The sequence below is a fragment of the Bombella sp. ESL0378 genome, assembly GCF_009725845.1.
GTDB classification, from domain to species: Bacteria; Pseudomonadota; Alphaproteobacteria; order Acetobacterales; family Acetobacteraceae; genus Bombella; species Bombella pollinis.
Genome location: NZ_WNIF01000005.1, coordinates 101,841 through 123,977, shown reverse-complemented (window position 1 = coordinate 123,977; position 22,137 = coordinate 101,841). Strand labels below are relative to the sequence as shown.

The 22,137-nt window shown below is 54.4% G+C and carries 14 protein-coding genes and 1 tRNA gene; 5 read left to right on the top strand and 10 right to left on the bottom strand.

The window, feature by feature from the left end:
• Window positions 1–65: 65 nt before the first annotated feature.
• The 4 genes from GM556_RS02175 to GM556_RS02160 all read right to left on the bottom strand — a co-directional run bounded on the left by GM556_RS02175 (window position 66) and on the right by GM556_RS02160 (window position 4,145).
• Window positions 66–1,112 carry a rod shape-determining protein gene (locus GM556_RS02175; protein ID WP_155572889.1) on the bottom strand — a complete coding sequence of 349 codons (1,047 nt, stop codon included), beginning with the start codon at window positions 1,110–1,112 and terminating at the stop codon, window positions 66–68.
• A 220-nt stretch (window positions 1,113–1,332) separates the two neighbouring features.
• A complete protein-coding gene (locus GM556_RS02170) occupies window positions 1,333–2,904 on the bottom strand; it encodes a 2-isopropylmalate synthase (protein ID WP_155579140.1) in 1,572 nt (523 codons plus the stop codon).
• A 193-nt stretch (window positions 2,905–3,097) separates the two neighbouring features.
• Window positions 3,098–3,946 carry an N-acetylmuramoyl-L-alanine amidase gene (locus GM556_RS02165; protein WP_155579139.1) on the bottom strand — a complete coding sequence of 283 codons (849 nt, stop codon included), beginning with the start codon at window positions 3,944–3,946 and terminating at the stop codon, window positions 3,098–3,100.
• Between the two features lie 52 nt (window positions 3,947–3,998).
• Window positions 3,999–4,145: a hypothetical protein gene (locus GM556_RS02160; RefSeq protein ID WP_155572886.1), complete on the bottom strand. Its 147-nt coding sequence runs from the start codon at window positions 4,143–4,145 to the stop codon at window positions 3,999–4,001.
• Between the two features lie 334 nt (window positions 4,146–4,479).
• Here GM556_RS02160 and GM556_RS02155 point away from each other — a divergent pair, with 334 nt between their 5' ends.
• The gene (locus GM556_RS02155) at window positions 4,480–7,257 is read left to right on the top strand and encodes a ribonuclease E/G (protein ID WP_196424758.1); all 2,778 of its coding nucleotides are present in this window, start codon (window positions 4,480–4,482) and stop codon (window positions 7,255–7,257) included.
• 107 nt (window positions 7,258–7,364) lie between these two features.
• Here the strand turns inward: GM556_RS02155 and GM556_RS02150 are convergent, their stop codons facing one another.
• Together GM556_RS02150 and xseA are read right to left on the bottom strand one after the other, a co-directional pair.
• A complete protein-coding gene (locus GM556_RS02150; RefSeq protein WP_155579138.1) occupies window positions 7,365–7,712 on the bottom strand; it encodes a hypothetical protein in 348 nt (115 codons plus the stop codon).
• Window positions 7,713–7,736: 24 nt separating this feature from the next.
• Window positions 7,737–9,269, bottom strand: a complete 1,533-nt coding sequence (xseA, locus tag GM556_RS02145) for an exodeoxyribonuclease VII large subunit (protein ID WP_230873266.1) — start codon at window positions 9,267–9,269, stop codon at window positions 7,737–7,739.
• Window positions 9,270–9,347: 78 nt separating this feature from the next.
• Here xseA and purD point away from each other — a divergent pair, with 78 nt between their 5' ends.
• On the top strand, window positions 9,348–10,586 hold the full coding sequence (gene purD, locus GM556_RS02140) for a phosphoribosylamine--glycine ligase (protein ID WP_155579136.1): 1,239 nt from the start codon (window positions 9,348–9,350) through the stop codon (window positions 10,584–10,586).
• A 55-nt stretch (window positions 10,587–10,641) separates the two neighbouring features.
• On the opposite strand, the gene GM556_RS02135 is transcribed toward purD, so the two are convergent.
• From GM556_RS02135 to polA, 3 genes are read right to left on the bottom strand one after another with little or no spacing between them, the layout of a single operon-like run.
• Window positions 10,642–11,316, bottom strand: a complete 675-nt coding sequence (locus tag GM556_RS02135) for an HAD family hydrolase (protein ID WP_099026176.1) — start codon at window positions 11,314–11,316, stop codon at window positions 10,642–10,644.
• 11 nt (window positions 11,317–11,327) lie between these two features.
• Complete coding sequence (locus tag GM556_RS02130) at window positions 11,328–11,993, bottom strand: SCO family protein (protein ID WP_155579135.1); 666 nt, start codon at window positions 11,991–11,993, stop codon at window positions 11,328–11,330.
• A gap of 23 nt (window positions 11,994–12,016) precedes the next feature.
• Complete coding sequence (polA, locus tag GM556_RS02125; protein WP_155579134.1) at window positions 12,017–14,821, bottom strand: DNA polymerase I; 2,805 nt, start codon at window positions 14,819–14,821, stop codon at window positions 12,017–12,019.
• Here polA and GM556_RS02120 point away from each other — a divergent pair.
• Both GM556_RS02120 and GM556_RS02115 read left to right on the top strand, forming a co-directional pair.
• Complete coding sequence (locus GM556_RS02120; RefSeq protein WP_230873248.1) at window positions 14,751–15,899, top strand: alpha/beta fold hydrolase; 1,149 nt, start codon at window positions 14,751–14,753, stop codon at window positions 15,897–15,899. The genes polA and GM556_RS02120 overlap by 71 nt on opposite strands.
• A 66-nt stretch (window positions 15,900–15,965) precedes the next feature.
• Window positions 15,966–16,042: transfer RNA gene (locus GM556_RS02115), tRNA-Arg, on the top strand.
• A gap of 74 nt (window positions 16,043–16,116) precedes the next feature.
• Here GM556_RS02115 and GM556_RS02110 read toward each other — a convergent pair.
• Entirely contained in the window at window positions 16,117–21,369 is a 5,253-nt protein-coding gene (locus tag GM556_RS02110; RefSeq protein ID WP_196424757.1) for a type ISP restriction/modification enzyme, read from the bottom strand.
• Between the two features lie 325 nt (window positions 21,370–21,694).
• On the opposite strand from GM556_RS02110, the gene GM556_RS02105 reads away from it, so the two are divergent.
• On the top strand, window positions 21,695–22,123 hold the full coding sequence (locus GM556_RS02105) for an EamA family transporter (protein ID WP_155579132.1): 429 nt from the start codon (window positions 21,695–21,697) through the stop codon (window positions 22,121–22,123).
• The last annotated feature ends 14 nt before the right edge of the window (window positions 22,124–22,137 follow it).

The following is a 22,137-nucleotide window of genomic DNA, read 5'->3' as shown; positions in this document are numbered from 1 at the left end:
CCTCTTACCCTCTTTGTAGCACAAAGTGAGCGGCAGGCTGAGCCTGCCCCAGCGAGGCCCTATTATCAATACATGCTGCTCAAAACGCTGCGGAGCTGCTGCATTTGTTCCAACGTCCGTCCTGTCCCCACAGCTACGCAAGAGAGCGCATTCTCTGCAACAAAAACTGGCAAACCTGTTGCGTTTCGCAACACATCATCAAGGCGGCGCAACAACGCCCCCCCGCCAGAGAGAACGATGCCCTTCTCAACAATATCCGCTGCTAGCTCCGGCGGTGTATGTTCCAGCACCGTAGCCACAGCATCAATAATATGGCCTACCGGTTCTTCCAACGCTTCAGCAATCTGCGCCTCACTGACGACAATCTCACGCGGGACGCCATTGAGCAAATCCCGCCCCTTTAAAGGCAGGGTCCGTTCCTCCCCTTGGGAGTTCGGATCAAAAGCCGCAGCCCCGAGGTCAATCTTAATCCGCTCAGCAGAGCTTTCACCAATCATCAGATTATAATTGCGGCGGATATAAGCCATAATGGCCTCATCCATTTGGTCCCCCCCAACACGGACAGAGCGTGCATACACAATGCCGCCGAGGGAAATCACGGCAACTTCTGTCGTGCCACCACCAATATCAACAATCATGCTGCCGGAAGGCTCCGTCACAGCAAGGCCCGCACCGATGGCCGCCGCCATAGGCTCCTCAATCAAATATACCTTACGGGCCCCAGCACTCTCCGCACTCTCCTGAATCGCACGGCGTTCCACCGCAGTGGATCCAGAGGGCACACAAATTACAATCTGAGAGCTGAAAAAAGAACGGCGATTATGCACTTTGCGGATGAAATGCTTAATCATCTCCTCCGCACTCTCAAAATCAGCAATCACCCCATCACGGAGGGGACGGATGGCTTGAATATTTCCCGGCGTACGCCCCACCATCAACTTGGCCTCATTACCCACGGCCAAAACTTGTCTGCGCCCGCGTACCTCTGTGACAGCAACAACGGAAGGCTCACTCAACACAACACCACGCCCCTTGACGTATACCAAGGTATTGGCAGTGCCAAGATCGATCGCCATATCGGCGGAAATGAGCCCCAACAGACGAGAGAACATTCAAAACTCCTGGCAGGATGACCCCGCTTTTACGAGGATAAAGAAAATGGTCCGAATACCATTCACAGCATTCGCCGCGAATTATAAAGCTCCATGATAGTTCAGCAAGGCCATATTCCCGCTTCTGCATGTTTTTTTCGCAGAAAACCCGGCTCATTAATAAGCTGTTATATTCAGATGCCCTTTGACTTTACAAAAACGGGGGCCGTAGCCCTCGCCTTTAAGCGACTTCCTCAGCCGGCTCTCCACGCAGACGCTTCACCAACAGCTTATTGAGCGCATGGATATAAGCCCGTGTCGCAGAGACAACCGTATCGGCATCACTGCCTTGCCCATCCACAAGACGGCCCCCCTCCTGTAAACGCACCGTTGTGCGTGCCTGAGCATCCGTCCCTTCGGTCACATTCGCTACCGAGAACAACGCCAAGGTCGCCTCATGCGGGAAGGCCTCACCTAACGCACGGAAAGCCGCATCCACCGGGCCATTCCCCGTTGCTGTGACGTGCCGCGTTTCCCCGTCAATCTCCAGCGTCATAACAACATGAGCGGCATGCTCCGTCCCACCCTTCAGCTCCAAAGAGATGAGGCGCACACGCTCATGATCCCGACTCTCATCATCAACCAAGGCCCGCACATCATCATCAAAGACAATCTTTTTCTGATCTGCCAACGCCTTAAAGCGTTGGAATGCCGCGTTGATTGTCTCCTCTTTCAGGTCATCATAACCCAGAGCCTTCAATTTATCGCGGAAGGCAGCCCGACCAGAATGTTTACCTAACACCAAGGAGGTACTCGTCCAGCCCACGCTCTCCGGCGTCATAATCTCATATGTTCCAGCATGTTTAAGGATGCCATCTTGATGGATGCCACTCTCATGGGCAAAGGCGTTACGCCCCACAATGGCCTTATTGGGTTGGACATCAAAGCCTGTAATGGTCGCCAGCAAACGCGACATCCCTAACAGCCGTGGCGTCTCAATCCCCGTCTCCATACCGTAGCGATCATGCCGAGTCCGCAACGCCATGACGACTTCCTCTAGTGCTGCATTACCTGCGCGCTCGCCAATGCCGTTAATCGTACATTCAATCTGGCGGGCTCCCCCCTCAACAGAGGCCAGCGTATTGGCCACAGCCAAACCTAAATCATTATGATTATGGGTGGAAAAAATCACCTGATCCGCCCCCGGGACACGCTCCTTCAACATCGTGAAGATGCGCTCCATCTCATCAGGGGTCGCAAAGCCGACTGTATCGGGGATGTTAATGGTCGTTGCCCCGTTCGCGATGGCTGTTTCCACACAACGGCACAGAAAATCCGGTTCCGTCCGGGAGCCATCCTCAGCTGACCATTCAACATCATCTGTATAGCGGCGGGATTCCTTATTGCCGAATGCTATCAGCTCCAACACGCGCTCCGGCTCCATCCGCAACTTGTACTTCATATGCAGAGGCGAGGTGGAAATGAAGTTATGAATCCGCCCCCGGCGCGCACCTTTAATCGCCTTACCAGCGGCCTCAATATCCCGCGCAGCACTACGGGCTAACCCACAAATGACAGGCCCATCTACATGGTCAGCAATTTGTTTTACGCTTTCGAAATCACCTTCCGAAGCGGCGGGGAATCCTGCCTCAATTACATCAACCCCCAGCGTAGCCAAAGCATGGGCCATACGCAGCTTCTCATTCAGATTCATGGAGAAGCCGGGAGACTGCTCGCCATCGCGCAAAGTGGTATCGAAAATAATGATACGTTTATCGTCAATACGGCCAAAGGAAGGATGCTGAAAAGACATGATGTCGTCCCTATTTCTACGTTTACTGATAGATTATTTAAGAGAAACCCCCTGAACGCGACAGGCCATCTGCCTGCCTATACGGCATTCAGGGGGTTATAAGTCGTAGAAAGAGGAGGGTACGAAACTTTATCATTACCGCGGCAGCCTATCCTCTCTGTTACAAAAACACAAGAGGACAACGCGGCATCTTTCACAACGTAGCGTTTGTACGGCTTTGAAAGTAATGATCGATGGCCTGCTTCATCGCTTGGGCTACTTGTGTTCTATGCGCAGCGCGGCGCAATGCTTGCTCATCTAAATGGTTGGACATAAAGCCCATCTCTACCAACACTGAGGGAATATCGCCCGACTTCAACACCCGAAAGGCCGCATGGCGCGAGGGGTGATGCAGCAACTGCACCCGATTCTGAAACGCCTGAATCACACTCGCGGCCATATGAGCCGAGCCACGCCGTGTTTCCTCATGAATCAGGCTATTCAAAATCGCTTCAACCTCAGCTGGCACACCCCCTATCCCTGCATGACCTGCAAAACGGTCCGCACTATTTTCCGTCTCGGCTAATGCGGCTGTTTGTTTGTCCGAGGCATTGCCGGATAATGTATAAACACTCGCCCCGCGCACCTGTGGTTGATGCAATGCATCGGCATGCATAGAGATAAAAAGGGCTGCCTTATGTTTATGCGCAAGCTCTACACGCCCTGCTAAGGGGATAAAATGGTCATCACTGCGGCTCAACACGACCTGATATTGCCCTGAGGCCAGCAACATGCGCCGTAGCTCTGTCGCGGCGGCGATGGCGATATGTTTCTCATACGTTCCAGAGACACCAATCGCACCGGGGTCTTTGCCCCCATGGCCGGGATCCAACATGATGACAGGCTTGGGCGGGGGAGCATGGCGTAAAATAGCCGGAGCGTGTAAAGGGTGCCGCCCTGCTGCCTGCACTCTGTGTATGCAAGAAGACGCCCCAGCAAGGGCTGTAACAACCCCACCTCGCGCGGCCTTCAGCATAAAATAGCGGCGTGTCAGCTCACTCATGCCCGTCTCTTTGCCCTTCACGATGCGCCGCCTCCTCTTAACTATGCGGCGATTATAGCCCATAACGAACAATACAGACTATAACTCCCCTCTTGCCAGAGGCGATAATTTGCGCCATGCTCACCAAGCGGATGCCGATTAGCATAATGCGCCCCTTCCGTTTGAGACGCTGGGCAGCATTATAGTGAGAGCGGCTCACGCTGCAAAAATGCGCTTCATACCGTTTGGTGTCGAAAGCCTGAGGCAGTTGCCCTCAGTTCGCTCACACCCTGGTGGAGGGTTCGCATCTATAATTAAGCGCAATCGGCCCGGAGGCATCACATCTCGCAGGCAGGTTGCATGATAATCCCGGTGGCAGTGTCTGCTACCAGCATGTTTACCAGAGGCTGCAATGCTGTTCTGTGTTCTTTATCACGGTGTGCCGCGTTATACTAAGCCTAACGCCACAAACCAGACAGGATGCTGCCCTCTGTTGACCCAGACAATCGGCGCAAGCAGGGCAATGACCCGTGCGCCACGGAGTCCCATCCTTCATGACTAAGCAAATGCTCATCGATGCCACACACGCAGAGGAAACCCGCGTGGTGGTTATGAATGGTAAGCGCGTTGAAGATTATGATGTTGAAACATCAGCGCGCCGCCAGCTTAAAGGCAATATTTACCTTGCTAAAGTTATCCGTGTAGAGCCAAGCTTGCAGGCTGCTTTTGTGGATTATGGCGGTAATCGCCATGGCTTCCTCGCTTTTAGCGAAATCCACCCTGATTATTTTCAAATCCCTGTTGCTGATCGCGAAAAGCTCCTCGCCCTCCAAGAGGAGGAATATAACGCAGAGCAACGCGAACAGGATGACCCCCTCGCAGAGGACGACCGTACAGAAGACACCCTCGCTGAAGATAACGGCGATGATGATAATGACAGTGACGATGTAAGCCCGGAAATTGTCAGCGGCGAGCATGATACTGGTGATGAACATAGTGCCAGCCGCCGCATGGCGCGTTTTCTACGCAATTACCGCATCCAAGAAGTCATCCGCCGCCGGCAAGTAATCCTTGTTCAGGTTGTAAAGGAGGAGCGTGGTAATAAAGGAGCTGCTTTAACGACCTATCTCTCCCTTGCGGGGCGTTATGGTGTGCTCATGCCCAATACCCTCCGCGGGGGCGGTGTGTCGCGTAAAATTACCTCCGAAACAGACCGGCGGCGTTTACGCAGCATTGTAAACATGCTGGATCTCCCCCCCACAATGGCGATGATTATCCGCACCGCCGGGGCAGGCCGCCCGGAGACGGAGATTACGCGGGATTGTGAATATCTCCTCCAACTCTGGGAAGATATTCGCACTCATGCGCTTACCTCTATTGCCCCTGCTTTAATTTATGAGGAAGCAAGCCTCATTAAGCGGGCTATTCGTGACCTCTTTACCCGCGATATTGAGACCGTATTGGTTGATGGAGAGGAGGCGTGGAAAAATACGCGGGAGTTTACACGCCTGCTGATGCCCCATAACGCCAATCGCATCCGCCTTTGGCAGAATAGAGGGCAAAATCTCTTCGCTCATTATCAGGTAGAAAGCCACCTTGATGCGATGTTCTCCCCCACTGTGCGGTTGGAATCTGGGGGCTATCTCGTCATCAATCAAACCGAAGCCCTTGTCGCTATTGATGTCAATTCCGGTAAATCCACCTCCCAGCGCAATATTGAGGAAACCGCCCTCCGCACAAATCTGGAAGCCGCTGAGGAAGTCGCCCGCCAACTCCGCCTGCGTGACCTTGCCGGGCTGATTGTCATCGACTTCATCGATATGGAAAGCCGCCGCCATAATAATCAGGTGGAAAAACGCCTCAAAGATGCCTTACGGTTGGATAGAGCGCGGATTCAGATAGGCCGTATCTCTCATTTCGGCCTTTTGGAGATGTCGCGCCAACGCCTGCGCCCCTCCATTGCTGAGAGTATGCTCAGCCCCTGCCCGCATTGCCAAGGCACTGGCTCCATCCGCGGGGTGGAGAGCATGGCCCTGCAAGTACTACGCAATATAGAAGATGAAGCCAGCCGCCGCCGTGCTTCGGAAATTGTCGTGCATGTTAGCCCGAATATCGTCCTTTACATGCTTAATAGCAAAAGGGCGGCTATTAGCGGGATGGAGCAACATCACGACATGACCATCCGTTTTGAGAATGATAGCAGCCTCCCCGCAGGGGAGCTCCGTATTGAGCGTGTTGCCCCACGCCATAATCATCACAAAGCCACACGCAGTGATAATCCAGTCACGACAGTGCGCACGATTGACATTGCTCATGAGCCCCCGGCTTCTCACACTACAGCATTTGATGAGACACCCTCTCCTGAAGCTGAAAGCGATAATCAGGAAGGGACCTCCCGCCGCCGCCGGCGCAGACGGGGGGGCCGCCGCCGTGAGGAGGATGCCCAAGACGCTCTCAACTCCATAAATGAGGAGACAGCTATGCCTAACCCGGCAGAAAGTGACGACCGTACAGACAGTGACCGTGCCCTTATGCCCGGACGCCGGCGCACGAGAACACGGCGTGTCACCACGAATATAGAGGGCCAAGCTCCACAACAAGACGCGCAGGAGCGGCCTGACCGCCGTGGGCATGCAGCCTCTCGCCGCCGCCCTACACGCCAGCGCGATGAGCAGCCCTTCCAAGAAGAACCATCTGCTTATCAAGGACCAACGCCGGCTAATCCCTTCCATAATGCAGGGATTGATATTTTCGATATGATGGAGCAGCAAGAGGCACGTCATACGGCCCCGGCTCATCCTCAAGAGGAGCCTGCGGAAGACCCCGCCCCGACCACACGCCACCGCAGGCGCGCTCCATCACGGGATGAAACCAACGGAGTAGAAGACGAGACAACCTCTCGCCGGCCTCATACACCTCGCCGTCCCCCAACACGCAGCCGTATTGTTACGGACCAAGAGGCAGAGGATGAGGAGAATCACGTTGTAAAAATCTCCGCTCGTCCCGCCACTGCTGATGAGGATGGGGAGACGGCACCGCGCCCACGCCGCCCACGGCCCCCTCGCCGCACGGCAGCAGCGCGCACCACAACAGCGAAGGAGCCTGTAACAGAGGAAGCATCACCCGCGTCCCTTGATGAGGCCCCTGCGGAAAACACCACCCCACCGCGCAAACGCCGCCCTACCCGGCGGAAGAAGGCTGATGAGGCCCCTCCCTCTGCACCAGAGCCAGTGGAAGCCACCTCCTCTGCCGAAAATATCACCGCACCGCAGCCGGTGAATATTGATGAATCCAAGCCGAAGAAACGACGTGTGGGGTGGTGGCGGCGTTAAGTCGCTACATCCCCCAAAAGATACGAGGCTTTTAAATAAAAAGACGGCTGGGGTTCTCCTATGCCGTCTTTTTTAGGCTGTTATTATGATGCACGCGCACCTATTCTTTAGCGGCAAACGCTATTCGTGCCATTTTCCGCGATGAAGGTTCCTGTCAATGGCTGAAAACAGGCATTACGCGTACAGCTATTGCCTGTCCCAAGGCTGCTCGTATAAATCGCTCCGCCTGTGGCGGCTTGCTCATGCAGGGCCGTGCCACATAGCGGGGTCGTCACTGCTGCGGAGGGCAGATTCATCTTCACCCGGTTGGATGCAGGATTAGAGGGGCCTGTTGGGGCCCCTGCAAAACTCTGAATCTTAGGACGCTCTGCCGCCGCCCGCTCCTGTTGGGAGGGCTGGCTCGCACAGCTTGTGAGTAAAAGACCTATCCCCACTATAGCTCCATAATAACGCATCGGCCCCTCCTTCATATCACTTCATTATAATCCAAGTTCACCTTGCGTGTCTTCCCGTTGGGCTGATGCTATGGTGGTCTTCTCGCGCGTACTCGGCACAATGCCACTACGCCCTGCGCCACCCTCACGCGGGTCTAACTTAGCTTGTCTTGCACCATCTACAAACGCAAGCTGCACTATACCCCCTTGAGGTAAAGCCGCCGCGTGCGTCACTGGTCGTCCCTTTGCATCCTGCACCAGCACATAACCACGCTCCAATACCGCACGGGGAGAGACAGCCTCTAAATGCCGCGCCAATCCAACAAGCCGCTCTCGTTGTACAGCACACTGTCCTTGAATCACCCCAATTTGCAACGGCATCCGCATAAGACGCATCTGGCAGCCCTGCCAAAAACGCTCCCACCCTGCCTGCAACCGCCCCGCCTGCCCCTCCAGCAAACGATGACGCTGACCAAGAACCGTCTCCATGGCCGGGAGGTGAAATGCCGCCCCCCCCAAGCGTGCACGCGCACGCATCACAAAGCCCGGTAAGGCAAGCTCCAACCTTTGAGCGCGGTCATCCAAACGCATACGTGCCGTATCAAGCAGGCTAGGCAAGTCCGGCATACGCGCGGCCATTGCTTGCAACTGCAAGCTCTGCTTTTGCAAAATACCCACTAACCCGCTTGAAAGGCGCGCTGCCCGATGGGCAAGGTCTGCCACAAGCTCCGAGCGCACAGGCACGGCCATCTCCGCCGCGGCAGTCGGTGTCGGGGCCCGGCGGTCGGCTGCATAATCTACGAGGGTTGTATCGGTCTCATGCCCCACGGCGGAAATAACCGGCAAGGGGCACGCCGCCACGGCCCGTACCACAGCTTCATCATTAAAGGCCATGAGGTCCTCTAACGAACCACCCCCACGCGCTACAATTAACACATCTGGCGGGTGGGGAAGCTGCCCCATTGCCTTAACAGCATGAGCAATTTGCTGTGCCGCTCCCTCCCCCTGCACGGCAACGGGCCAGAGCAGAATCTCACGGGGGAAACGGCGGGCAATAGTGGTGCAAATATCATGCAAGACCGCACCAGAGCGTGAGGTAATCACCCCGACACGATGCGGCAGAGAGGGGATAGGCTTCTTCCGCTCCGGCGCAAAAAGCCCTTCATCTCGCAGACGCACCCTTAGGGCCTCTATCCGCGCGAGCATGGCCCCTTCCCCGGCAAACTCCATCCGCTCAATAATCAGTTGATAGCTCGACCGCTCCCCATAAGAGGAGATGCGCCCAGTGGCGATAACCTCTGTCCCATTTTCTGGCACCATACCAAGGCGGGAGGCATTGCCCCGCCAAATCACCCCAGCAATCTTCCCCCCCTCGTCTTTGAGGGAAAGATAAATATGCCCAGAGGCATAACGCTTCATCTCCGTGATTTCCCCACGGACGCGCACACGGCCAAAGCTTCCCTCCAGCACGCGCTTAATGGCGGAAGAAATCGCCCCAACAGAATATTCGGGAATATTACTCCCCGCCGAAGTAGCATTTTGCGGCTCTTGGGCAGAAAAAAGAAGGTCTCGTTCCATCATCCTGCTATTCTATGCTAAATGAGGGGCAACGTAAAAGCGGCTATCAACACCGCAGGCTCATATAAAGGAAACAGGATGCGCGTACTTCTTGTTGGTTCTGGCGGGCGGGAACATGCCCTCGCTACCGCCATTGCCCGGTCCCCTCAGCTCAAAGCCCTCTTTGCCGCCCCCGGTAATCCTGGCATAGCAGAATGCGCCCGTTGTGTCCCTATTGCAGCTGATGATATTGCAAGCCTTGTAGAGTTCGCCCAAAAAGAAGCGATCGACCTTGTCGTCCCCGGGCCGGAAGTCTCCCTCGTAGCGGGGTTAGCCGATGCATGTAAAGAGGCTGGCATTGCCTGCGCTGGTCCTTCCAAAGCGGCAGCGGCCTTAGAGGGCAGCAAGGCCTTTACAAAAGAAGTGGCCGATGCTGCGGGCATCCCCACCGCACGCTGGCAGCGTTTTGATGCTAATAGCAGCATAGACGCCGCCAAAGCCTATGTGCGTGAGCAAGGTGCGCCGATTGTCATCAAGGCCGATGGCCTCGCTGCGGGCAAAGGCGTTGTTGTGGCACAAAGCGTTGATGAAGCCCTCTCCGCCATCGATCATCTCGGCCTCCCCCTCGTCATTGAGGAATGTCTTACAGGGCGGGAAGTATCCCTCTTTGCCTTTTGTGCAGATGATAAAGCCAGCCTGATTGGTGCCGCACGGGACCATAAGCGCGTTGGCGATGGCGATACTGGCCCTAACACAGGCGGGATGGGAGCCATCTGCCCCCCACCGGATTTTGACCGCGCCGCACAAGAGGCCGCATTAGACCTCACTGTCCGTCCCATGTTGGCTGAGATGCTCCGCCGGGGCACGCCCTTCCGTGGTGTCATCTTCGCAGGCTTGATGCTGACAGAAGAAGGACCAAAGCTCATAGAATATAATGTCCGCTTTGGTGACCCAGAGGCCCAAGCCCTGCTCATCCGCTTAGAGAGCGACCTCCTCCCCGCCCTCAAAGCCCTCGCAGAAGGCACCCTCTCTGAGGAGAGCATCCGCTTTACAGACCAGCCCTCCCTCTCCCTCGTGCTCGCGGCTAAAGGCTATCCTGATGCTCCGGTAAAAGGGGGTGTCATTTCTGGCTTAGACCGCACCGCACAACTCCCCGGCGTTTCCATATTCCACGCAGGAACAAAGCTAGAAGGCGATAAATTGGTAGCGAATGGAGGGCGCGTGCTGACCATCTGCGCCACAGCCCCCACAGCAGCCAAGGCGCGCTCTCGCGCTTATGAGGCCGCAGCGACTATTCAATGGGCTGATAAAATGCTCCGCAGCGATATTGGACTCTAAAGCGGCATAATAGGTGATACCCCCCCACCCCCTTACCGGCGGGCGGGGGCCTCCCTTAGCTCTCCGTCTTTGCTAACAGGGTCGGAAGCTCCCACAAACTATCAATATGATATGTAGGCTTTAACGCCTTACAGACCTCCGCCACACCATGGCCGTAGCTGGCCCAGCAGACATCCATACCGAGTGTTTGGGCAAAGCCGATATCGGCCGTTGTATCCCCCACCATGAGGAACCCCGCTGCGGGGACGGAAGGAAATAGCGGCGCAAGACGATGCTGAAACACCTCTTGCTCTGGCTTACGCGGTAGCCCTTCTTCTGCACCGAGGGTGACCTCAAAAAACCCATCAAGCTGGAACCGTGCCAAACTATGACGCAAGGTTGGCCCATGCTTGTTACTAAGGGCCACCAACCGATAGCCACGCTGCTTTAAAATAGGCAAGACCTCATGCACCCCATCATACAGGAAGGTCTCCTCCGCATCCGCTTGGGCATAACGCTTCCGATAGGCTGCGACATAACGCTCGGCTTCTTCGGGGGAACTATCATTAACTAACCCCTTATAAAACCCTTGGAGCGCATCGCCCTTACCTAACCGCTCTGCCAGCTCCGCAGCGGAGGGCGGGGTACGGCCAATGTCCTCAAAAGCTTCGCGCAAGCTCCTAATAATAGCCGGGCGTGTTTCAGCCAATGTGCCATCATAATCAAGTAAAAGAACAGGATAACGTAACATAGCGGCGGTCCTTATTGGCTCTTTTGCTGAGGGTGAGCCATGAGGTGCTCTAACCCAGCCGTCAACGCCGTTGAATCATGCGTAACAGGGAGCATCCCAGCATAATGGCCCTCTGAGTCCATGACCACAAAGGACGGCGCAGGCTTATAATATCCAGTCCCCCGCTCCTGCTCATAAGGGGCATGGAACAAGCGCGTCATCGCTTGGGTCATGTTCTGGGTCGCAAAAACGGGAAAGATATGCGGGGCCACCCCCATGACATAATCCTTCAACCCATCAGAATCCTCCGCTTTTGCATCTAAGGATACAACAAGGGGGAGGACCTTCCGGCCCTGTGCCTTCATGCTCATAAGGGTGGCATCCAAAGCCTTTAAAGGCGGCTGGCATTGGGCAGCAGGGCAACGCGGGTCCACAAACCACACCACCATCCACGCCCCGCGGAAGTCCCCTTCCGTCACCATTCCCCCCCCAAGGGAGAAGACACGGAAAGAGCCACCAACCTCATTACCCTGTTTATGGAGCCGCGCCCCTTCATCATGACCAGTGGAGAGATAATACCCCCCCAAACCTAACAACCCCGCGACCAGCAACAAACCCGCTATAATCGCCCCAATCTTCCAACCTAGATATTTTTTTGGCTCCACCCCGCCCGTACCGTCACTCTGCACGTCCATCATGCTCCTTACTATGACCTCAAACCTCAATGAGCCTCAGCCCAATTATCCCCAAGCCCCGTCTCCACCACCAAGGCTACATCCCTTAACGAGGCCGCTTGTTCCATCACACGCTTTACCAAAGCGGCTGTTGCCTCAGCGTCCTCATCGGGGACTTCGAACAATAATTCGTCATGCACTTGCAACAACATACGCGCTTTTAACCCGGCCTCAGCCAAAGCACGCGGTACCTGCACCATCGCTTTTTTGATGATATCAGCCGCCCCGCCCTGCAAAGGCGCGTTAATCGCCTGCCGCTCCGCATAGGACCGCTGCGCTGCCTGCCGCGCTTGCATCCCCGGCACATAACAACGCCGCCCAAAGGGGGTCAGGACATAACCCTTCTCGCGCGCTTCTTCCTTCATCGCCTCCATATAGGTACGGATGCCGGGATAACGCTCAAAATACGCCTCAATATAGCGTTTGGCCTCCCCTTGGGGCACCTGCAACTGACGCGCCAACCCAAAGGCTGAAATACCGTAAATAATACCGAAGTTAATCGCCTTCGCCCGCCGTCTCGTCAACGCATCCATCCCTTCTAAGGGGATATTAAACACCTCGGACGCTGTACGGGCATGAATATCCTGCCCATGACGAAACGCATCTAATAATGGGTCAATCTGCGCTACCTGAGCCAATAAACGCAGCTCAATTTGACTATAATCCGCAGAGAGCAGCTTATGCCCCGGTGCTGCCACAAAAGCCTGCCGAATACGCGCCCCTTCCTCCGTGCGGATGGGAATATTCTGCAAATTCGGCTCATTGGAGGAAAGCCGCCCTGTTGTGGTTGTCGTCATCTGGAAGGTCGTATGCACACGCTGGGTCTTCGGCTCCATCAGCTTAAGCAGCGCATCTGCATAGGTGGATTTCAGCTTTGCCAAACGCCGCCAATTTAGGATAGCCGTTGGTAAATCGTGCCCTTGTACAGCAAGCTCCTCCAACACGCGGGAATCTGTCCCCCATGCGCCGGTTTTCGTCCGCTTGCCCCCCGGCAGACCCATCTCATCAAACAGGATTTCCCCTAATTGTTTAGGCGAGCCAATATTAAAGGGCCGCCCGGCGCGGTCATAAATCCCCTCCTCCATCTCCGCCATGCGTGTTGCGAAATCTTCCGAGAGACGGCGCAATTCCTCCGCATCCACACGGATGCCAGCGTCCTCCATCCCCTCCAGCACGGTGATGAGGGGACGCTCCATCTCCTCATACAAGGCGGTGGCTTTCTGCCGTGGTAAGGTCAGGCGCAATATCTTCCACAAACGCAATGTTACATCCGCATCTTCCGCCGCATAAGCGGTTGCTTTATCCAACGGGACTTGCGTAAAGGCGATGCGATTCCGCCCCGTGCCCGTAACATCATCATACGAGATGGGCGTATGGTCTAAATGCAGGCGGGAGAGCTCATCCATCCCCTGCCCATGCGCCCCAGCAAACTGCGCGTAAGACAGCAGCATCGTATCATCCAGCGGCGTAATAACCTCCAATCCCGCACGGCGCAAAATCGTGAGGTCATATTTCGCGTTTTGGAAAATCTTCAACACCGCCTCATCAGCCATCAATGGGGCAAGCAGGGCGAGCGCATCTTTTACAGCGATCTGCTCCCCAACAGGAGCCTCCAACGTGCCTTCATGACGGAACGGCACATAGCACGCCTTCCCCGGTGCAATAGCGAGAGACAAACCAACAATCTCCGCCGTGCGTGCATTCAGGCCCGTTGTTTCCGTATCCACCGCAACGAACCCAGCCTTATAAGCAGCCTCCACCCATTGTTGAAGTGCCTCCTGCGTTGTCACCGTCTCATAAGGGCCAAAGGGAGCCTCACTGCGAGGCACCATATCGCCCTCCACCTCAGCCTCGCCACTAGAGGCTGGACTCACATCAGGCTTATGCCGCGCTGGCGAGCGGGCCTTGCCCCCAAAACCCATGCGTTGAAGAATGGAGGAAAAGCCCATGCTCTCCAGCCAATGCCGCAACGTCTCAGCATCAGGTTCGCGGGGACGTAGCTCATCAACAGGGGTCGGCACAGCGACATCATCCGCTAATAAAACCAACTGGCGGGAAATACGGGCCCCCTCGGCGTGGTCAATTAGGTTCTGCCGCCTTTTAGAAGGCTTCATCCCCGGTGCGGCCTCCAACACCGCCTCTAGCGAGCCATATTCATTAATCAACTGTGCCGCCCCTTTTGGGCCAATGCCCGGCACACCCGGCACATTATCGGTAGAATCCCCCATGAGGGCTTGCACATCCACCACTTTATCAGGCGTTACACCGAACTTCGCTTCAACCTCCGCTAAGCCGATGGGCTTTTGCTTCATCGGGTCCTTCAGCATCACCCCCTCACGCACAAGTTGCATGAGGTCTTTATCGGAGGAAATGATGGTGCAACTCCCGCCTTGCTCCACCACCAGCCGCGCATAAGTTGCTAGGAGGTCATCCGCCTCCCAGCCGGGTAGCTCAATCGCGGGGATGCCGAATTGGTCCGTCGCTTGGCGAATGAGGTCGAATTGCGGGCGTAAATCCTCCGGCGGCTCTGGCCGATGGGCTTTATATTCAGGATAAATATCGTTACGGAATGTTTTGCGCCCTGCATCGAAGATGACAGCCATAGGCTGGCCCTCATGCTCTTTAATGAGGCGTGAGAGCATATTGGTAAAGCCATAAACGGCATTAACAGGCACACCCTCCGGGTTGGTCATCGGGGGGATGGCAAAAAAGGCACGGAAGATGAAGCCAGAACCATCCACCAAAACCAGATGTGTGTTTTTTGACGTCACGCCGTCCCTCTCCCTTGCCATATTGGGCACATTACTTTTGCTCTATAGGCTCTCTCTAGCGGATTTCCGCCGCTTTAAAAACGCCCCACATGCCGATAAGGCTGTATTTCTCCCTCTCATGCTCTGTTATGCGCTATGTCTCACAGGGTGCAGCACGGGGCCGCGCCCGGAAACATGGCCTCACAGCCCTACAGAATCCGCCTTCATCCCCGCGAGCCTCTCCCTCCCGCTCTCCGATGGTAAGAGTGCGCCCATACGGCTTTACACGCCACCCCAAAACAAGCCCCTACGCGGGGTGATTCTGGCCTTTCACGGCTTTGGGGATAGCCGCGATGCGTGGGAGGTTATGGCACCACCCTTAACGCAGGCTGGGTTCCTCATCGTTGCCCCTGATATACGCGGCTTTGGGGCCTTCCCCACACCACGGACATGGAGCAACACCCAACGCCTCATTGCTGATAGCCTAGCAGAGGCCCAATGGTGCCATCAGCAATGGCCCAAACAACCGCTTTACCTAATGGGCGAGAGCATGGGGGGTGCTATTGCCCTCCTCACCAGCACTGCACTGCAGGCCCCCCACCCCGCCGGGTTAATCCTCCTCGCCCCAGCCATCATGACATTAGGCCAGCCATGGCAAAGCCTTTTGGAGGGCTGGAATCTCATCACCCCTCAAGCTCGCCTAACAGGGGCCCATATGCCGGGACAGCATATTGCAACACGCAATATCAAAGCCCTCCGTCGCATGTTTTTCGACCCTCTCACCCGCCATGGCACAACCGTCCACGCCCTCCGGGGGCTAACGCATCTGATGAGCCATGCCACCCAAGAGACCCCAAAACTACACACACCCACCTTGCTGATATGGGGTGATCGCGACCAATTTGTCCCCGCCTCTGCCACGCATCACCTTATCCAACGGGTGCCTCAAGGCCTTCTCCGGCTAGATGAACTCCCCCATGGCTATCACCTCATCTCCCGCGAGCCGCAGAACCGCCCTGCCCGAGACATTCTCTCATGGCTTGAGCAGCCAGGGCATTTCCTCCCCTCCGGCGGGGATAATGCTGCCACCATGTGGCTTTGGCTGGCAGAAACACAGTGAACGCACGAAAAAGCGACAATTCAGGGCTAGGCAAACACATCTCTTACCGTTAAAAGAACGGCCAGCGGACCCGTAGCTCAGCTGGATAGAGCGTTGCCCTCCGAAGGCAAAGGTCGCGCGTTCGAATCGCGCCGGGTCCACCATCCAACAGTCCTAAAAGCAAAGACGTTAGGGGCGTATTTCAGCCCCTTGCTAGCCTCTTACCGCTGTCTTTCTCTCACAACGCCATCTTAGGCAACATAGCTAGCACCTCTCTCGTCTCTAATGCCACATGCAGCACTTTTAAAAAGAGCAAGAGGGGCCATTTAGGGTCTTGAGCTTCGGCAAGAGCCCAATCGTTAGGGTCATTGGTGATGGTGGAGCGTTTATCAATCTTGACCTGCTGACGATCCATGACCCACTCAAGAGCAGATTTGCCATTGACCTGATATTCATAGGCTTCCAGCGGAATACCTGTAATCTCGATGTGATTATTATAAATCAGGTGGGTTTTGTCAGGGATGCGTTTGCCATCCTCACCACGGGTTTTGGCAAAAGCCATCTTCTCGACACGATAAAGCTGCTCCTCCGTAAGGCCCGCTTTGGTTTTGATATGCACATGCGTAGCATCATCCAGCGCGAAATAAGGCACCGCCGCCTCATACCCCAAATGAAGCTCCGCAAGCGCCCGTCCTGCTTTGGAAAACGCCCAGAAGTCATCTTCCGTCTTTACGCAAGGGATACGGGGGAGTTCCTTGGAGAGGCTGGTGGCGTAATGGCTGCGATAATCCGAGGCATGAAGCAGACCATAGATGTAATAAAACACATCTTCTTCATCAAACTGCGCCTTAGGCCATGCTTTACGGAAATAGGCCATGCCCTCTGGCGTGATAGCACTTTTCTTTTTGTAACGAGCCGCGCTTGGCTCCTCCATCCCCCCAAACATATCCCCTTCAGGCTGCGCAGTTTTTATGGGTTCATAATGATAGAGAGGGAAGCATTGAGCATGATGTATCAATTCCAGATCAGGCAAATAATCCGTCATTATGCATGACAAGTTCGCATTATCTGGTGTTACACAAATCACCCTATTCTCCATCCCCACTTCTGGGAAGATTTTGGGAAGTTGGCCTGGCCTATGATTTAGTCTTGAGCTAAAAAATATCCTCTCCTTTGTAAACGGACGATAGACCCCAATACGAACCTCTCCCTCAGAAATGAAAAGGGGTTTATTTAATGCTACCTCATTCTGTAAACCACTTGTCCAACTTAGTGCCGTCGTTGCAAAGTTAGGAGAGCGTTTTAATTCATTCAGCCGAGCCTCTTTCTTGGCATGAGGTAAAAGCTCATTGAGCCGTTCCCGCTCAGCTTCGTAAGTCGCAACTTGTTGCTCTACACTCTGCTGGATATGCTCACGAGAGAAGTTCCACACCCATGCGTCTCGGTTGGTTTGAATACCATTAGAGTATATCCCAAAAATCCCCTTTTCACCTTTTCTACTGCCCATCGTCATAAAGGCTGAGAAACTATCATCTCTCTGGTTTAACCAGTCGCCATGCTCATCAGGTGTCAATGTGTGCCAGCGGCGGAACGTGCCATCGGGGTTGGTCTCTTGCCCCGCATCTGAGGCCTCGCTCGGGATAGCTGCGATAGACCCAAAGCGATGCAGCCAATGGAACTTATCCGTCTCCGGGGCGTTGCTTAGGTTTGCCCCGGCGCGTGCATAAGCCTCCTGCGCTGTAAGATAGTCACCAATATCGCAGAAATGGATTTGGCCTTTGCCTGTATGAGTCTTTTTGCGGGCTAGAATGGTGATAGCAACCGGAGCCCGGCTGCCTTGCCCAAAAATCTTTCCCCCTTCCTGCCGAGAAAGCTCACCACTGGTTCTTTGATTCCCACGCAGATGAAAAATCCAGATTTCGGAAAATTCACTTTCCAAAGCGTTACGGAGGCCAGTACTGGCAGCACTATCTATGAAGCCTGCATTGGTCACAAACCCTATGACGCCTTGTTCACCTATGCGATCAGAGGCCCAACGAATACTGCGGATATAGCTATCATAAAGGGAGTTCTTGTTCGTGGATTGGGAGTTCCTTGCGTAAGTCTCCTCAATTCGTTTATCAAGATATTCATATTTATCATTCTGGGCCTGTCCGGCTTTACTAGCCCCCGCAGAATAAGGCGGGTTGCCCATAATCACCCGGATGGGGGCACTCTCCTGTGCAAGGATGCGGTCACTATTGCCTTTTAGGTATCCTCCCATGCTGTCATGCAGGGTTCTATCTGTCTGCACATGCTCTGTTAGGTTAAACGTGTCCGTCAGGCAGAGGCCACCAAAGGGTGCTTGTTTGCCTGTACGGGCGGTATAAGAGGTCGCGATATTAATGCCCGCTACGTAATAAGCGAGCAGGACAAGCTCATTGGCCCAAAGGCCGGGCTTGCCAAGGATGGCATCTTCTTTCCCGGCGGCCTCATATTTGGCAGCCAGTTTTTCAGTAGGGATGATGTAGTCTCCCTCACTACCATCGGCCTGACGTTGCCGCAGGTCAATCAACCGGGCGATAAAGCTGCCAGTACCGGTAAAGGGGTCCAAAACCGAGACGTTCTCATCCCCCATGCCACAGCCAAACTGCGTCTGAAGCACATGCTCAACAGAGCGGATGATAAAATCCACCACGGGGACCGGTGTAAAGACAATGCCCAGCTTATCAGCTTGTTTTTTGAAGGCCTCTCGGAAGAAATCATCATAAAGCTGGATGGTCAGGGCCTGTCGGCTCTCCGGGCTGGCATCTTTCAGGCGGGCACGGATGCTGTCATAAAAGCTCTCCAGCCCTTGCTGTTCCTTCGTCAAGCCGTTGGCGTAAAGCTCCTGCGTGACGGCATCAAGAGCTTGTGTCATGGGGTTGGAGCTATGACCACCATTTTCCCCGAAAAGAGCATCAAAAACCGGGCCTGTCACAAGGTGCTGGCCTAGCATCTCGATGATGTCACTATCCGGGACGTTCGGGTTGATAGAGGCGTGGATTTCCGCCTTTAGCTTGTCAAAGACCTTCCGGGCCCGGGCGGATGCGTCTTGCAGGGTACGTTCTGCATCATGCTCGGCCCCAAGGGGGAGCTGACCATCCAAAAGGCGGCTAATACTAATAATATGCCGGTCCACAATGCGTTTGACGTCTTTAGACCACCGAGCAAAGGGATTACGATTGCCAACCTTCTGCACAATACGAGCATAAAGCGCATCAGCCAGCTTTTCCCGCTGGCCATATTGCATGACAAGCTGCTGGCCGTAATCGGTAATCTCCTCCTCAGAGGCACGTTCACCCGCACCCTGACCATTGAGATGTTTATTCACACTATTGGCGGCGGATTCAGCTTTGCCCTTTTTATTTTTAGCTGGAATACGAGCTGAGACGCATACGACTTCCATTTTCGTATGGTCCAGCTTGCCACCCAGATTCACACGGTCTAGCTCATCATCCAGAGAGGAATCATGCGCCCGGAGGGCCTGAAGAACCATCCAAACCGTACGAAAGCCTGATGACCCTTTAGCGAAATATTCATCAGCCGTATAACCATGCGGCACCACAACGGGAATAATGATATAGCCACGTTTCTTACCCGGCGCACGGCGCATCACCCGCCCTACGGACTGAACAACATCCACCTCGCTGCTGCTAGGGGCTAAAAACACCACGGCATCCAATGCGGGGACATCCACCCCCTCAGACAAGCAACGCACATTAGAGAGGATACGACAGACCTCCCGTTCTTTCCCATCTTCATCAATAAAGGGTGGGGCATCATCCTTCAGCCAGTCCAGCCGTGCGCTTTTTTCGGCAGCGTTCATCCCGCCATCAACATGCCTAATCTCGCAATAAGCCCCAGGCTTTTCCTTCTTGGCTGCCTCTTCTGGTAGCTTACTCTTGCGCTTACGGTACTCCTCCACAACATCGGAGAAGCCCTTCTCAATCACACGGGAGGCAACATTGCCGCTACGTTTTTTAGACGGATCAATCGTAGAGCAAAAAGCCACCGCCCTATGCATCGGGCGGGTCTCATCCTCACCTCGCATATCATCACGGGAGAGGCCCTTCCATGCACCAATAATACGCGAGGCGACATCCAACGTGATGTTATTATCTTTATCAGACAAGGTACTAGGGGCGAACTCCGCCACATCGCTCTCTGACACACCGAGAACGACAATCTTATAGGGGCAGAGACGCTCCTTCTTCACCGCCTCAGCAAAAGAGATTTCATGAATAATGGGGCCATATAGCTCCTCATCATCCATGGAATACAAGGTTGTATCGGCATCCTTGGCCTTCTCCAACGCGTCGGATGAGAAGATACGCGGCGTTGCCGTCATAAAAAGAGTGCGCGCCCGTTTTATGCCGTCCGGCTGATGAATGAACTGGAAGGCCTTTGTCTCTTCATCTCGCCTTTTAGCACCGCTCGTACGGTGCGCCTCATCGCATATGACGAGGTCCAAAGCAGGCAAACCAAGCTTCTGCGCCTCCCCAATAACAGGCGAAGAATGATAGGTCGAAAAGATGACGATCATCCGCTCATCAGCATCTTTAGCAGAACGCGCTTTGGTAAGGGCGTTTGTCAGGCCGAGGGCATCGGTAGTGGCGGGGTAATCCAAGTCATTTTCCACCCGTCCAACATCATCACGTTTTTTACCCACTTCGCTATCTGAGCAAACGGCAAAGCAGGACAACTTAATAGCAGATTGCTGCGTCCATTCCGTCAATGTCTGAGACACAAGATGAAGCGATGGCGCTAAAAACAGAACAACCTTCCCTTTGCCTGCGAGATTTTCCGCAATTTTGAGGGATGTAAAGGTCTTGCCCGTTCCACAAGCCATAAGAAGGCGACCTTTAGTAGGATGTTCTATAGTCCCCCCCTTCAAGGTTGAGACGGTTTTTACGATAGCTTCCTGCTGTTCTTCACGAGGTGTTTTGCGGGGTAGTAATGTCGGTTCACCCGTCTTGAGATACTGGCTCCAATCTATGGCCGCATTTTCAAGGTCGGAAAGCGTTGTTAAATGGATGAGCGGCTCGACCATCTGCATGGTAGCCTTAGCGTTATCACCCCACTTGCCCGTTGTAGCGATGATCCGACGACTGATGAAGTCCGCACGATTGCTTGCCGCGATGAAGCTATCCAATTCCTTTTTGGAGATTGTATGGTCCGGGCTATAAAATTTGGCCTGAATGGCCTCAAAGCCGGAGCCATCCTGCATAACACCAACAAGATCAACCCCCGTATCACGCGCCGAACCACCGGGGATGTATTTTTTAACCCAATCTGCGAAGGTCAAAACCTCCGAGAATAATTCCTGAAACTTCGGCTCATTCTGAAGATAAATTTGGGCCAGTCTTTCAAACCCCGTGCCCCGGTCCCGCTGGCCTGTCTTATGGCCCTGCCCATCCTCATCAAAACTCGCCAGAAGTGTGCGAAAAGCAGTGCCTTGTGAATTGGACATGAGAGGTCTCCGGTTCATAATAGTGTTTTCACACTACACAGTGAAGCAAGGAACGCCAAGCAGGACGGCTCTCATCCTAACTAGCTTATGATCTTTCCTTTTGCTCTACCTCTCTGCTCACGCTGGGAGCATACCCCCCTGCTGAATATGAGAACTGACACAAACAGTCAGAAGAAACTGTAATTCAAAAAATTACAAAAGATATTACCACCAAAAAGCCCATTAAATAGAACGTTGGAGACCCGAACCGTTAACCCTGCCAAGCCCCCTTTTCAGACCATCTTCCATATTTTAGAAAAAGATCAGCATAATATGAGGAGGTATAATGCCCTCTACCTCATGGCTCTTTTGGGCCTTACTTTCCGCAGGCTTTGCGGCATTAACGGCTCTGTGCGCTAAGGTCGGTGTTAATGAGATAGATTCCGACCTTGCAACATTCATCCGTACGATCGTCATTCTTGCTATTCTGGCCGCTTTATTGCTGGCGACAGGAAAGTTTCATAATACCGCAGGCTTTACGCCACGGGCGTGCTTTTTCCTGCTGCTCTCTGGTTTGGCGACGGGGGCCTCATGGCTTTGTTATTTCCGCGCCCTCAAGCTGGGGGATGCGGCCCGTGTTGCACCAGTCGATAAACTCAGCGTTGTGTTTGTCGCCTTACTAAGCGTCACATTCTTAGGTGAGCAGCTATCACTTAAAAGCTGGATGGGGATTCTTTTTATAGGGCTGGGGGCTATCCTCGTCTCTATAGGTTAGCCCGCCCATAGGGA